This is a genomic window from Streptomyces sp. NBC_00237 (assembly GCF_026342435.1).
In the GTDB taxonomy this organism is placed as follows: domain Bacteria; phylum Actinomycetota; class Actinomycetes; order Streptomycetales; family Streptomycetaceae; genus Streptomyces.
Map to the genome: position 1 here is coordinate 25,082 of NZ_JAPEMT010000003.1, position 14,014 is coordinate 39,095.

Consider the following 14,014-nt stretch of genomic DNA (forward strand, 5'->3'; position numbering starts at 1 on the left):
TGACGGCGGATCAACTCTGACACCCGGACCGGATGTGCGTTCGATGGATATTCCTATCCGTACACTTCCGGTACTGGCGGAACCGGTCCTTCCGGTACCGGTGCGGCGGCTACCAGGCGGCTGATCTGTTACGTAATTGGCTGAATGTCCGAAAGGTGGAGTGAGGGCTGGAAGAGTGCCCGCCACGCACGGCTGTCCGATTGGCGGGAATTTTCCGTTAGGGTCGCCTAAGTCTTTTCCGATTCTTTGCCTTTCATCAGGAGTGGCGCACCCATGTCCAGTAACCGTCAGATCGCGCCCTTCCTTCAGAAATGGCGTCAGAGGCGGGACCCCTCCCAAGTCGCCGGGTTCACCGCCCGCTTCGGTGACCGCGCCAAGCCCGGACTCACCCAAACCGAACTCGCCGCACTCCTCGGCATCAGCGAAGGCTGGTACCGCAAGCTGGAGTCGGGACGCGTCGTCAAGCCCACCCGTGAACTCCTCGAAGGCGTCGTACGTGTCCTGGACCTCGACGAGGCCGAGCGCCACACCCTGTACGTCTTCACCACGGGAGAAGTCCCCCCGCAGAGGTTTGTCCCCACCACCGAAGTCGACCCCTCCACCGCCGCCCTCATACGCGTCCAGCCCTGGCCCGCCTACATCTCCGACTGGCACTGGAACGTCCTCATGTACAACGAGGCCGCCGAACGCGACTGGCCCTGGATGAAGCACGGCGTCAACGTCATGATCTGGGCCCTGACCTACCAGGAAGCCCGGTTGCAGCTCATCAACTGGGAAACCGACTGGGCCAAGCCCATGTCCTCCCAACTGCGCCTGCGCGCCGAAGCCCACCCCGAGGACCAAGAACTCCAAACCCTCCTGGCGGACGTCAAAGCCCGCGACACCGCCTCAGCGCGACGCCTGTGCCAGGACCTGACGACCGTCACCCACCCCGACGGGCACCGCCGCAAGCTCTACCTCCCCGGGCACGGCGAGGAGGAGTTCGAAGTCGTCTTCCGCGCGTACGAACCCATGGGTGCCCGCTCGCAGCGCCTCATGTTCGTCATCCCGGCGGAAGAGTGCGCCGACGGCCTCGACGTGCCGCCGTCCCGGACGCCCTACCCGGTCACCGCGCCCCTGCCCAGGCGGGTCTGAACCGAGCCCTCTCGGACGGCATTGCGGGCTCCCGCCCGCAAGGGGGAGCCCGCACACCAGCCCCAGCTGCTCAGGCGCTGGCCAGCGCCGCCATCCCCTCCACAAGGGGAAGTGTCCCTGCGGGAACGCCCTCGACTCCCGCGTCCTGGTACGCAGCGGCGACAGCCGTGAAAAGCCGCTCCGGGTGCGCCAGCGTCCCCCCGTGAGCTTCCCGCACCCGGTACGCGGCCTCACCCAGCCCGACGCCGGCCGTAGCGAGTTCCACGGACGCGTCCAGGACGCGCGCCAGCAGGTCACGGATCTCGATCACCCCGGACCGTTCGGTGATGCGCCCGTGCCCCGGCACGAAGACCTGGGCGCCGGTGCCCAGGAGGGTGTCGCACGCCGTGACGCAGGCACGCAGCGAATCCGACCACACCACCATGTGCGCCCCGTTGAACACCGCGTCTCCAGTGAAGACCACCCCGTCGTCCGGGACGTGCACGGCCACATCCCCGTGACTGTGCCCGGCCCCCAGGTCCAGGAGCTCTACCTGCACGCCGCCGACCTGGACGGTGGTGTGCCCGGTGAACGTGCGGGTCGGCGGCTGCACAGTGATGCCCGAGAAGTCGAACATGCCGAAGTGCTCGGCCGCGTACGCCGCGACAGGGGTGGTGGCGGGGGACCGGCTCAAGGCGGTGAGCTGGGCGGGGTTCATCTCCTGGCACAGGTTCTCGGCTGATGCCTTCGAGGTAATGAACTCGGCCCTGGGTATGAGCTGGTTGCCCCAGGTGTGGTCGCCGTTCCCGTGCGAGTTCACCACCCTGGTGACCGCCGCACCGGGGACATCCAGGTCTATCGCGGCCAGGAGTGCGCGGGTCTCCTCCAGGGTGAACTGGGTGTCCACCAGAAGGGCTTCACCTTCGGAGGCGATCAGCCCGCAGTTGCTGTAACCCCAGGCGGTGCGGTCGTGCACCCAAGCCCAGGTCGTCGCGGACAGGGGGCGCAGAGACGGCGCGGTCAAGACTAGATCCAGTTCTATGAAGGCATGCCGACGGCCCGGCCGTGCCGGTCGAACCGAAAGCGGCGGTCAGGGTGAAATGGTGGTACAGGTGAAGATGCTCAGCTGGCCGTACGCCAGACGATGTTGATGCGCTCGTGCGGATCGTGCGGCCCGTGCCCGGACGGCAGCACGTACACAACCTCGGCCACGAGCCCGACCAGGGCGCGACGCGACAACTGCGGGGCACTGTTCCACCACGCCACCACGTCCGTCACCCCGCCAAGGTCCAAACCGTCGACCTGCTCCAACAGGCGCAGGCGGACACGAGATTCCTTGAGGTCCTGCTTCGTCGCCTGCTGCGCGGCCAAGAACGCCGCCTTCACCAGCAGGCCCCGCCCGTACAGATCGCCCAGCTCGGCGAACCTCTTCGCGGCACTCTCCACATGGAGGCGAAGACGTGACACCTCGTCCTTGATGTCCTGCTGCAACTGGGCCAGTTGCTCGCGAACACCGGGGCGCAGCAGCTCGGCAACCACCTGCTCGCCCACCGCTGTTTCCAGGCGGTCGGCCGTCATGCGAATCCGCCCGCACGACGCGTGCCCGTCCCTCGGAGGCGGGCACCGGTAACTCGGGTCGCCGTCGCCGGTCACCCGGGCGCCGACCATCCCGCAGGAGCACACCCCGCACCCCGACAGCCCGTTGGTCAGTAGGTAGTCATACGCCGGACGCGGAGCAGCCCCCTCCTTCTCGTTGTCTGCGGGCGGCCCGTACTTCGCGACGAGCTGGTTGCGCTCGTCGACGGTGAGGACCGACTCCTCGTGCCCCTCGATCGGGTTGCCGTCATCATCAAGGCCCGCCATACCGGGATGGAGGAGCGTGCGCATGAGGACGTTGGTCCGCCACTCGCTTCCGCGAGAAGTGCGGAACCCCTTGGCATTCAGAGTGCGCACGACCTCACCCTTGGGCGGCGCCTCCTCGTCCAGCAGCAGCGAAGAGGCGATACGCAACCCCTTGGCTTCCTGCGGGTGAAGGCCACCCGTGCTCGCGTAGCCCGTCAGCCGAGCCCCCATGGACAGTCCCTCCGTCGGGGAGCGCGGTTGCCTGCCGCTTAGCGACCGCTTAGCTCCTCAATAGGTCAGGGTACGGGTTTTCGTTAGGGGTCAACACTCCAAGAGGGGTGCCAGCCTGTTAGAGAGTTGTGAAAATTGCAGGTCAGAGCTCTTCTGATCTCCGTTGGGTGTGCAGGGTTCGTGGCGTGCGTCACCAGGCGGCCTCTGGATGCGACCGTCCGCCATGGGGGCGAATAGGGCTGTATTGCCAGGTGAAAGGCGATCGGGCCGGTATCCCGAACCACGCAATAGGTGCCAACATGTCACGGCTGAGGTGTGATGCCGAGCGCCTTCCAGATCGTCACCGTCGCCACCTTCAACGTGTCACCGACCGGCACCGTCATCGCCGGGAACGACCCCGCCTTGATCAACGCATACGCCTTGTCCGGGCCGATCCCAAACGCCCGAGCGGCCACCGACACGCTCACGCTCACCGGCAGCGCCAGCACCTCATCCAGGGTCATCCCGTGAGAACCGGAACCCGAACGACGGACACCAGAAGAAGCAGACATAGGTGGGCACATCCTTCTTCCCCGCGCCACCTGGCCAGAAGCATACGGCGGTCAAGGAAGCGCCTCCTTCGCTACAGAAAGATCAAGACGCATACGGACAGCCCGACCCACGTGAGGAACCCCATGGCCTTCGACGGATCCATCTACCGACGGTGCAAGTGCACGACACCCAAACTCGACGACGAAGGTCATCCTGTCCTCGACGCCGCCGGCAACGTCAAGGTTCGGGAACTCGGCTCCTCCTGCCCTGAACTCGAGAAGCGCGACCACGGCAGCTGGTATTACTACGTCAAGCTCCCCGACAGCCCCAGCGGCGAACGCAGGCGCCCACGCAAAGGCGGCTTCGTCACCCGCACGCTGGCCACCAAAGCAGCACAACGGCTCTGGGACCTCTCACAGGACGGCATCGACGTCGACTCCCGGGAAACCGTGAGCCAGTACCTCCACCGATGGCTCGACAAGCGGCTCGACCTCAAGCAGCGATCCAGAACCGACTACCGCGCCTATATCGACAGCCTCGTCATTCCCGCCATCGGCAACCTTCAGATGCGGGAGCTACGCGACAAGCACATACAGGCGATGTTCCAACAGGTCTGGCGGGAGAACGAGGAGAGGGCCATCAACCGGCAACTCGCCGACGAGGCCACGTTGGCGTGCCAGGTCGCCCACGACGCATGGCGCGCCGCGACGCGTCCCAGGCCCCCAGAGCTCCGTGCCCGGTGGAACGAAGCGAAGGCCGCACGGCGAGAGGCGATGGCCAGACCGCGACGCGAGACCGGCCCCGGAACCCAGCGCAAGATCAAGGACATGCTGGCCGGTGCACTGAAAGACGCAGTCGCCGAACGGCTCATCTCACAGAACTGGACGAAGAACGTCTCCCTTCCCACCTACCGCAAGCCCGAACCGCTGGTGTGGACACGCGAGCGAGTCATCCACTGGCAGGAAACAGGCACCAGACCAGGGCCCGTCATGGTGTGGACCCCCGACCAGATCGGACAGTTCCTCGACGGGGCCGTCACCCACCGCCTCTACACCATGTTCCACCTCATGATCTTCCGCGGGACGCGCCGAGGCGAAACAGCGGGCCTGCGCTGGAGCGAGACCAACCTCGAAGCCGGCACCATCCGCATCTCCGAACAGCTCGTCACCGGACACGGGCAAGGAGTGTGGACCGACACTCCCAAGAGCCGCAGCGGAAAACGCACCATCACCCTCGACGCAGTAACCAAGGACCTGCTGCTCGCCTGGCGATCCACCCAGCAAGAACTGCGCAAGGAACGCGAACCACTCGGCATCTGGCAGAACACCGGATACGTCTTCACCTACGAAGACGGGCGCCCCTACCACCCCGACAACATCAGCCAGATCTTCGAAGCCCTCATCAAGCGGCTCGGCCTGCCGCCCATCCGCCTTCACGACCTACGACACTGCGCGGCCTCGCTCAGCCTCGCCGCAGGTCTCTCCATGAAGGCGATCCAGATACTCCTCGGGCACAGCTCCTACGTCCTGACGGCTCAGACCTACACCAGCTTGATGCCTCAGTTCGCCCAAGCCGAAGCGGATGCACCCGTCGCCCTCGTGCCACGGCAAACGCCCACCGCGGAGGGCCAGCAGGAGGGATCGCACCTCACTCTCGTCCCCCGTGACGAGACCCCGGGGAAAGACGCTGAGGCTGCGTAACGCGCTGTCCCCCGCTTGTCCCCCGGGGACTCGGAGATCTACCCAAAACGGACGCGTCGGAGGCTCCCGGGGAGACAGGGAACCGGCCGTTGGCGCACGGAAATGTGGTCGCCCGACAGCAGTGGGCATGGCGTCGTGGGCCGTTCCGCAAGGGGGGAAGGGGAACGGCCCACGGTGGGATGCTGTCGTGTGGGGGCACGGCAGCGGTGGTGCGTGAGAAGCGTGTCGGGCCGGGGCGGGTCAGCGGCCCTGGAGGGTCTTGACGTTGTTGCCGAAGGTCCAGTTCTTGGAGCCGTCCCAGTTGAGGGACCAGGTCATGAGGCCCTTGAGCTGGTTGTTGTAATTCCGCCAGGCTTGGGAGACTAGCGAGGGGCTCATGTAGCCGCCGCCCGCGCCCGGTTGGGCCGGGAGGCCCGGGACCTGCTTGTCGTACGGGACCTTGATGGTCGTGCCCTGGATGACCAGGCCCTTGTTGAGGCAGTCGGTCTGCTTCACGAAGCCCTGGACCGTGCCGGCGGAGTAGGAGTCGCCGGAGCAGCCGTACATGCTGCCGTTGTAGTACTGCATGTTGAGCCACCAGAGGCGACCGTTGTCGGCGTACTTCTTGATGATCGGGAGGTACGCGCCCCAGATCGAGCCGTACGTGACGCTGCCGCCGGTGACGTACGCGGTCTCGGGGGCCATCGTGAGGCCGAAGTTGGACGGCATTTGGGCGAGGACGCCGTCGATGATGCGCATCAGGTTGGCCTGGGAGGCAGAGGGTTTGGTGATCTGTCCGCTGCCGACCAGGCCCGTCTCGATGTCGATGTCGATGCCGTCGAAGTTGTACTTCTTGAGGATCGGGACGATCGTCGCGATGAACTTGTCCGCCACGGCCGTGGAGTTGAGGTCGATTCCGGCGGCGGCCCCGCCTATCGACATCAGGAGCGTCAGGCCGTTCGCCTTGGCCTGGCACATTTCGGCAGGCGTGGAGACCTTCACCGTCGCGTCCATGCCGTCCTCCCAGAGGACGGTGCCGTCGTTGCGGATCACGGGGAACGCGGCGTTGATGACGTTGTAGCCGTGCTGGGGTATGCGGGGGTCGGTGATCGGCGTCCAACCGAACGGCGGGTGGACGCCGTTGGCGGCGCCGTCCCAGTTCTCCCAGTACCCCTGGAGCACCTTTCCGGCGGGCTTGGACTTCACCGGACAGGTGTCGGCGGCAGGAGCGGCGGTGGCCGTGGTGGGCGAGGCGGCGGCGCTGGTGAGGGGGATGACAGCGGCCGCGGCGAGGGCGGCCGTCAGGAGGCGAGGCAGGCGGGGCAGGCGAGGGAGGCGGGGGAGTGACGTGCGGGCGCGGGGGGACATGCTGGACCTCCTGGGTGGGGGAACCGGGAGACGCAAGGGGGGTGTGGTGCGCCCACACGCTAGATAGGTCCAGACCAGCCGTCAAGAGGTCTGGACCAGGTTGGTACGGGGAGGGGCGAGGAGGGGAGGAGGAGGTCCGTGGTGCGCCGTTCGGTACTGAAGACCTCCCCCCCGCACTGCTCCGACTCAGTGACGGGTCGTCGCCTCCGCCCCCGGGAAGCCGGGGATGCTGGGGAAGCCCGAGACCTTCGGGGGCTGCGGCAGGATGTCCTTGACCGCGCCGAGGCCCATCTCCAGGAAGATGCTCGTGGCCAGTTGGCCCAAGTGGACGACAAGCGTTCCGCCGACCTTCATGAACCCGCTGACATCCGCCTTGAGCGCGGCCTCGACCAGCGCCTTCGTGTCGGCCTTGATCAGTGCGACCGCCGCCTTCATCCCCTCACGAGCGGCAAACGCGGCGGCCGTGGAAGCGTCCGCCGGGGAGAGGGCCGCGCGGCCCGCGTAGTTGGCGGGCGAGCCTCCGGGGATGATCGCCAGCAGGTTGTCGAGGCCCTTGTCGGAGTCCTTGCGCGCCTTGTCCAGCTTCGTCTTGTCCTTCTCGCCCTTGACCACCATCCCGGCCAGCTTGCCCGTCTGCTGCGACGCCGTACCGAACTTGCTGACGGTCTGGAAGGTGGATGCGAGCTTCTCCCGGTCCTGGTCGCCCAGCTGCGTCACGGACGGGGAGAGGGCGGGGACGGCGGTCGTCGACGCGGCTGCCGGAGCGGTACGCGCCTCGGGCGAGGCGACCGCAGCGGGGCCCAGCGTGAGGACCCCGCACAGCGCGACGGTGACGGCGGCGGAGAGGGTGGCGGTGTGGCCCATGGGGTGGGTTCCTTCCGGTGGTACGACCGAGAGACGTGGGGCGTGAGACGCGGGACGTGAGACATGGGGCGCGGCCTGGTCCTGCGGGGCGGCCCTCCGATCACACTCAGCCACCAGCCCACCACCCGCAATCGCAGCGCCCCCTGTCACACCCTCACCAATGACTCCGTCAGCTCCAGTGCCAGCGCCACACAGTTCTCCGCCCGCGTCCCCCTGTCCCACTGCCGTCCGTACTCCTCCTCGCCCAGCGCCTCCCGCACCCGTTCCACCGTCTCCAGATGTACGTCGTGGAACGGCCGCAGGCCCCTCAGCGAAACCCCCGTGACCTGCCGCAATCCGTGCGCGGCCCCCAGCAGTCCGGCCGCCCTGCGGTGGTGCCCCGTCGCCGTCGCCGCCCAGGCGAGGGTCTCCAGGTCCCACACCGGACCCCATCGGTCCCCGAGCGCGTGCTGCCGTACGAGCGCCTCCCGCATCGGCGCGACGGCCAGCGCCGGATCGCCGTGCCGCTCCTCGGCGAGTCCCGCGCACCACAGGGCCCAGGTCCGCGCGTACTCCGCCGCCGCCCGCCCGGTCTCCGCCACGTACACGTCACGGGCGCGGAACGCGGTCTCCCGGTCGCCCAGGATGGCAGCGGCCATCGCCCACAGCATCGTGCACATGTGGGCGTCCCCGGTCTGCCCGACCGCCAGGAACCCTGACCTGGCCCGCGCGAGCAGGCCGATCGACGCCGGGTCCCCCGCCACCAGCATGGCGTGCGCGCCCTCGATGAACACGGCCGGTGCGGCGGCCGGATTCGCGAGTGCCCGGCACCGGGTCATGAACGTCTGCGTTGCCTCCGCGTCACCCTGACACATGGCGATCCACGCCTTCATCGCCGCCGCCGCGACCTCCAACTGCGGTGGTACGAGCTCCGCTTGGCCGTGCAGCCGCTCCAGCCAGTGGCGGCCCTCGCCCAGCGTGCTGCAGAAGAACCAGGTGCGCGTACGGGTGAGGTTCACGGCGATCTCCAGACCGGTGGCAGCCCAGCCGGGGCGGGTCGCACAGAAGTCCAGGGCCGCGCGGACGTTGGCCAGTTCACGGTCGAGCCGCGACAGCCAGTCCGCCTCGTCGGGCCCGCACCAGAGGTCGGCGGCGCGGGCGGTGAGGCGGCGGTAGTGCGCGCAGTGCCGGACACGCAGGGCGGTGGTCGCGTCCCGGTCGTGCAGCCGCTGGAGCCCGTACTGGCGGAGGGTCTCCAGGAGTCGGTAGCGGGCCCTGGGGGAGGCCCCGTCGTGGTCCGGCTCGACCAGGACGATCGACTTGTCGACCAACCCGGTCAGCAGGTCGAGCACGTCCGCGCGGGCGATGTCGGGCGTGTTCGTGCGGGCAGTGGCGGGCGTGTTCGTGCGGGCAGTGTCGGGCAGGTCCGCGCCAGCGATGTCCGGCGCCTGTGCGCCAGCGATGTCCGGCGTCTGTGCGCCAGCGATGTCCGGCGTCTGTGCGCCAGCGACATCGGGCATGTCCGCGCGAGCGGTGTCGCCGAAGGCCGTGGCTCCTGTCCCCTTCTCGTCGTCATCCGCTTCCTCCCCGCACACCGCCTCCGCCGCCTCCAGGTCGAAGCCGCCGGAGAACACCGAGAGCCGCGCCCACAGCAGCTGCTCCCCAGCCGTGCACAGGTCGTGGCTCCAGTCGACCACCCCGCGCAGGGTCTGCTGGTAGCGCGTGGGCGCGGCCCGCGTGTGCGGTACGGACAGCAGCCGGAACCGGTCGTCGAGCCTGTCCCGCACCTCCTCGGCGGCCATCGTCCCCAGCCGTACGGCGGCCAGCTCCACGGCCAGCGGAATGCCGTCCAGCCGGTGGCAGAGCTGGGCGAGCGCACCCCGGTTGCGCGCGGTGACCCGGAAGGCGGGTGCGGCGGCCCCGGCCCGCTCGACCAGAAGCCGGAACGCCTCGGACTCGGACTCGGACTCCGAGTCCGAGTCCGACTCCGCCTCTCCTCCTGCTTGGCGAGGATCCGCTTTCCCGCCCGTCCGGGGCAGCGTCAACGACGGTACGAGCAGCACGTGTTCGCCCGGCACACCGAGCCGTTCCCGGCTGGTGGCCAGCACGCGTACGCCGGGCGCCGCCCGCAGCAGCCGCAGGACGAGCGCCGCGACGGCCCCGACGAGGTGCTCGCAGTTGTCGAGTACGAGGAGGAGGCGTCGGCCCCTCAGATGCGCGACCACCGCGTCGGCGGCCGGGCGCGCGGACTGGTCCCGCAGGTCGAGGGCGGCGGCCACCGCGCGGTCGAGGAGGGCGGGTTCGGTGAGCGGGGCGAGATCGGCGAGCCAGACCCCGTCCGGGAAGAGCTCGGGGGAGCCGTGGGCGGCCTCGGCGGCGACCCGGAGCGCGAGACGCGTCTTGCCGACACCACCGACCCCGGTCAGGCACACCAGTCGGGAGGTCTCCAACAGCCTCTGGGCGTCGGCCACTTGGCGCTCCCGCCCGATGAAGGTGGTGGTCTCGGCGGGGAGGTCGCCGGTACGGGCGGGGGTGGCGGGCGGCTCCGGCGCGGGCCGAGGGCTCGGCCGGGCACCCGGAGGCCGCTCAGGGTCCGGCTCAAGGTCCGGGTCCGGGTCGGGCTCCGGCGAGCCCCGGCCGCCCGGCTCCGCCACACCCAGCCCCGCACTCAGCCCTGCACCCTGCCCCGCTCCCAGCCCCGCATCCGCAGCCAGCAACCTGCCGTGCAGCAACCGCAGTTCGGCCCCGGGGTCCACCCCCAGCTCCTCCGCCAGCAGTGCCGTCACCTCGCGGTAGCACTCCAGCGCCTCGCCCTGCCGCCCGCACCGGTAGAGCGCCAGCATCCGCTGCGCCCAGAAGCGCTCCCGCAGCGGGTGCGCGCCTACCAGCGTCCGCAGCTGCGGCAGCACGGCGGCGGACCTTCCGAGCGTGAGCTCCGCCTCGATCCACAACTCCTCGGCGTCCAGGCGCTGTTCCACCAGGCAAGGCACGATGTCGCGGACCGGTTCGGCGGGCAGGTCGGACAGCGGCTCCCCCCGCCACAGCTCCCGCGCCTTCCCGAGCAGCACCGCCGCACGCTCCGGAGCCCCTTCGCCCAGCGCGGTCCGCCCCTCGCGGACCAGCGCCCCGAACTGCAGCAGATCGAGCTCGTCGGGGCCCGCCTGGATCAAGTACCCCTGCGGGTGCGTGAGTACGGCTCCCGGTCCCAGGGCGCGGCGCAGTCGCAGAACGTAGTTCTGCACGGTGTTCCGGGCCCGGCCGGGGGGTTCCTCACCCCAGAGCCGCTCCGTGAGGGCGTCGACGGTCACGACCCGTCCGGCCTCCAGGAGCAGGGCCACCAGCAGGACCCGGAGCTTGGCCGCGCCGAGCGGTACCGGGACGCCGTCCCGGCGCACTTCCAGCGGGCCCAGCAGCTTGAATTCGTACCGTGTGCGCATCGTGACGAGCGTACGACGCAGAGTGAGTGTCCGGGGGTGGAAAGCACGCGTGCTCCCACCGTACGGGTGACCCGGAAGTGACCGGCGCGAGAGCGCGGGCGGCGACGGTGGTGGGGCAGGAGAAACCTGCACCACCCGAAGGGACACAGCGTGACGAAGAAGGCGATCGGTCGAATGGGTAACCACAGCATGGGAGTTCAGAAGGAGATCCGAAAGGGGCTGAGGCCCGCGAGGTTCGCGGCGGCGGCGACCACGGTTGCCGCGCTGGTGCTCGCCGCGCTTCCCGGTGCGAGCGCGACGGCGGAGGACGGCAGCCAGTCGCAGCGGGCGGAACAGGTGGAGGTCAAGGTCAAGGTACAGATCTTCAAGAACCGGGCCACCGGGTCCTGTCTCGACGACTCTGAGTACAACCTCCGGGCCCTGCCGTGCGGTGCCGACAACCCCCACCAGCGGTGGACGGTCTACGACAAGGGCGGTGACTTCCGGGTCCTGAAGAACGTCGCCACCGGCCGTTGCCTGGACGACAGCAACGAGGAGGGGCTGCGCACCTTCGACTGCGGCAACGGCGCCGAGCCCTACCAGCGGTGGAAGCGGCGCGGCTGGCAGGGCGGCATCGAGCTGCTGAACGAGGCCACCGGCCGGTGCCTGGACCACAGCCACGAGGGCCTGCGCACCTTCGGCTGCAACGGCGGCCAGCCGTATCAGCTCTGGTACTAGCCCTCGGTAGGGGCCGCCGGGGCCGGGACCAGGTCGAGGTACGCGTCGAGGTGGCGTCCGGCCGCCAGCATCGCCCGACTCCGGCGGTGCAGGCGGCCGTGCCACTCGGCGAGGACCTCGCCGAGCGCACCGGCGTCGCCCGCCCCGCGCAACTGCTCCGTGAACGTCCTGATCCGGTCGAGCGGGAAGCCGCCCCGTCGCAGCTGCCGGGCGACGTACGCGTCACGTACGGCCTCGGGCGGATAGCGGCGGTGCCCGGTCGCCGGATCGCGGCGCGGGTGGAGGATTCCGGCGGCCTCCCACTTGCGCAACGAGGCCGGATGCAGGCCGAGTTGACGGGCGAGCATGCCGACGGTCGGGTCGGTGCGGGCGTACGAGTCAGGGGTCGGGCCCGGGTCGGTGGTCAGCGTGCCCAGTGCGGCGGTCACCTCCGCAAGGGTGTCGCGCTCGTGCAGGAGGTCGGCGTGCGCCCGGTCCACGAGGCGGAAGAGGGTGCCGGTGTCGCCGCGACCGGCGGACCGCAGGATCTCGGCGGCGACGCCGTGCCCGTACCCGGGGCGCAGGGCGAGGAACGCCCGCAGGGCCTGGGTGTGCACGGGGGTGTAGCGCCGGTAGCCGGAAGCGCTGCGCTCGGCGGGCGGCAGGATGCCCTCGTCCTCGTAGTTGCGCACGGCCTGGGTGGACAGGCCGTGCTCACGGGCGAGATCGACGGGACGCAGTGCTCCGGGGTTCATGGGTCCATTGTCGCCCGGGCGTGACCTCTGTTTGAAGGTTGAGGGGGTGTGTACCTTGCAGTTGCGGTGAAAAGTCTCAACCGAACCTTCAAGGATACGGTAGAAGGCAGAAGCGGTGCCCCGAAGCCGCCGCCCCCGCTCCCTCTCGGCATCCCTGAAGGGAACCCCCATGCCCGCACCCCTCCACTCCCTCGGCCTCCACTTCGGCGACGACGCGGAGCAACTCGCTTTCGCCGCAGACCAGTTGCTCGCCTCCTTTCCTCGCTCGCCGCTCCTCCTCGGCCTCGGCGAGCCCACCCACGGGGCGGAACAGTTCCTGGAGCTGCGCAACGACCTCTTCTTCCACCTCGTACGCCACCACGGCTACCGAGCGATCGCGATCGAGAGCGACTGCCTGGCCGCTGCGGTCGTCGACGACCACGTGACCACCGGCGCAGGAGACCTCGACGAGGTCCTCGCCACCGGCATCACCCACCGCTTCGGCGGCCTCGCGGCCAACCGCGACCTCGTGGTCCGCCTGCGGGAGTACAACACCGGGCTCCCGCCCGCCGAGCAGGTGCGGTTCCACGGCTTCGACGGGCCGCTCGACATCGGCCTGACCCCGAGCCCCCGCGCCGCCCTGCTCGCCGCCCACGCCCACCTGGCCGCCCGCCTCCCCGCCCATCGCGTACCGTACGACGCCGACGAGCTGCGCGAACTCCTCGGCGACGACGCTCCGTGGGCCGACGCGGAAGCGCTGAAGGACCCGGCGCGTTCGATCGGCGGCACCGAGCGTGCGGGGGCGCTGCGGGTCGCCGCCGCCGACGTACTGGCGGTGTACGAGACGGAACTCCCGACGCTCCGCCCGCAGCGGGCCGTCACCCGGGAGCCCGCCGGGGTCGTCACGGCCGTCACCCGGGAGCCCGCCGGGGACGTCACCGCCGCCACCGCTTTCGACCGCGCGTACACGCAGGCCCGCACCGCACGAGGGCTCCTGCGCTACCACGCGGCGATGGCCTCCACCGTGCCCGACCGGATCGCGGTCATGCTCGGCATCCGGGACGCGATGATGGCCGAGAACCTCCTCGCTCTCGCGGCCGCCCAGCGAAGCCCCAGCCTGGTCTTCGCCCACAACACGCACCTCCAGCGCACCCGGTGCGGCATGAACTTCCTGGGGGAGCAGCGCTGGTGGGGCGCCGGAGCCCTGGTCGCCGCTTCCGCGATCGGCGACCGGTACGCCTTCGTGGCGGCGGACTCCACCCCGGAGGCGGCAGCGGCGTGCGCGCCCTCCTGGGCCGATCCCTCGGACGCCGCCCAGCCCGACGGCGAGACCTTCCAGCAGGCGCTGGCGGACGCGAGCCCGGCCCGCGCCTTCTTCCCCGCCGCGCCGCTCGCCGCCCACCCGGGCGTCCCGGACCTGAGGGCCCCCGGCAGCTGGTGGTACGCCCCGCTCGACCCGGCCGACCTGCACGCCATGGACGCCGTCGCCTTCGTAGGCCCGCTCAGGGAAGAAAACAGCCTCTCGCTCGGCTGACACAGG

General features: G+C 69.8%; 11 protein-coding genes. 4 read left to right on the top strand and 7 right to left on the bottom strand.

The features are described 5' to 3' along the window. The first annotated feature begins 273 nt into the window (after positions 1–273). Positions 274–1,134: a helix-turn-helix domain-containing protein gene (locus tag OG897_RS27015; protein ID WP_266660613.1), complete on the top strand. Its 861-nt coding sequence runs from the start codon at positions 274–276 to the stop codon at positions 1,132–1,134. Between the two features lie 70 nt (positions 1,135–1,204). Here the strand turns inward: OG897_RS27015 and OG897_RS27020 are convergent, their stop codons facing one another. The 3 genes from OG897_RS27020 to OG897_RS27030 all read right to left on the bottom strand — a co-directional run bounded on the left by OG897_RS27020 (position 1,205) and on the right by OG897_RS27030 (position 3,689). After that, positions 1,205–2,137: an MBL fold metallo-hydrolase gene (locus OG897_RS27020; protein ID WP_266660615.1), complete on the bottom strand. Its 933-nt coding sequence runs from the start codon at positions 2,135–2,137 to the stop codon at positions 1,205–1,207. Between the two features lie 98 nt (positions 2,138–2,235). Next, on the bottom strand, positions 2,236–3,186 hold the full coding sequence (locus OG897_RS27025; protein ID WP_266660617.1) for a zinc ribbon domain-containing protein: 951 nt from the start codon (positions 3,184–3,186) through the stop codon (positions 2,236–2,238). Positions 3,187–3,488: 302 nt separating this feature from the next. After that, positions 3,489–3,689 (bottom strand): DNA-binding protein, encoded by a 201-nt coding sequence (locus OG897_RS27030; protein ID WP_266660619.1) that lies wholly within the window; start codon positions 3,687–3,689, stop codon positions 3,489–3,491. 171 nt (positions 3,690–3,860) lie between these two features. On the opposite strand from OG897_RS27030, the gene OG897_RS27035 reads away from it, so the two are divergent. Further along, entirely contained in the window at positions 3,861–5,417 is a 1,557-nt protein-coding gene (locus OG897_RS27035) for a site-specific integrase (RefSeq protein WP_266660621.1), read from the top strand. A 240-nt stretch (positions 5,418–5,657) separates the two neighbouring features. Here OG897_RS27035 and OG897_RS27040 read toward each other — a convergent pair whose 3' ends face one another. The 3 genes from OG897_RS27040 to OG897_RS27050 form a co-directional block, all read right to left on the bottom strand. Further along, positions 5,658–6,764, bottom strand: coding sequence for a chitinase (locus tag OG897_RS27040; protein ID WP_266660623.1), 1,107 nt, complete (start codon positions 6,762–6,764; stop codon positions 5,658–5,660). Between the two features lie 186 nt (positions 6,765–6,950). Then, the gene (locus OG897_RS27045; RefSeq protein ID WP_266660625.1) at positions 6,951–7,628 is read right to left on the bottom strand and encodes a hypothetical protein; all 678 of its coding nucleotides are present in this window, start codon (positions 7,626–7,628) and stop codon (positions 6,951–6,953) included. Positions 7,629–7,774: 146 nt separating this feature from the next. Beyond that, positions 7,775–11,044 carry a BTAD domain-containing putative transcriptional regulator gene (locus OG897_RS27050; protein ID WP_266660626.1) on the bottom strand — a complete coding sequence of 1,090 codons (3,270 nt, stop codon included), beginning with the start codon at positions 11,042–11,044 and terminating at the stop codon, positions 7,775–7,777. Between the two features lie 189 nt (positions 11,045–11,233). Here OG897_RS27050 and OG897_RS27055 point away from each other — a divergent pair, with 189 nt between their 5' ends. Then, complete coding sequence (locus OG897_RS27055) at positions 11,234–11,761, top strand: ricin-type beta-trefoil lectin domain protein (protein ID WP_266660628.1); 528 nt, start codon at positions 11,234–11,236, stop codon at positions 11,759–11,761. Here OG897_RS27055 and OG897_RS27060 read toward each other — a convergent pair. Then, positions 11,758–12,495 carry a MerR family transcriptional regulator gene (locus tag OG897_RS27060; RefSeq protein ID WP_266660630.1) on the bottom strand — a complete coding sequence of 246 codons (738 nt, stop codon included), beginning with the start codon at positions 12,493–12,495 and terminating at the stop codon, positions 11,758–11,760. The genes OG897_RS27055 and OG897_RS27060 overlap by 4 nt on opposite strands. 169 nt (positions 12,496–12,664) lie before the next feature. Between OG897_RS27060 and OG897_RS27065 the strand changes: the two genes are divergently transcribed. Continuing rightward, the gene (locus OG897_RS27065; protein ID WP_266660632.1) at positions 12,665–14,008 is read left to right on the top strand and encodes an erythromycin esterase family protein; all 1,344 of its coding nucleotides are present in this window, start codon (positions 12,665–12,667) and stop codon (positions 14,006–14,008) included. Positions 14,009–14,014 lie beyond the last annotated feature (6 nt).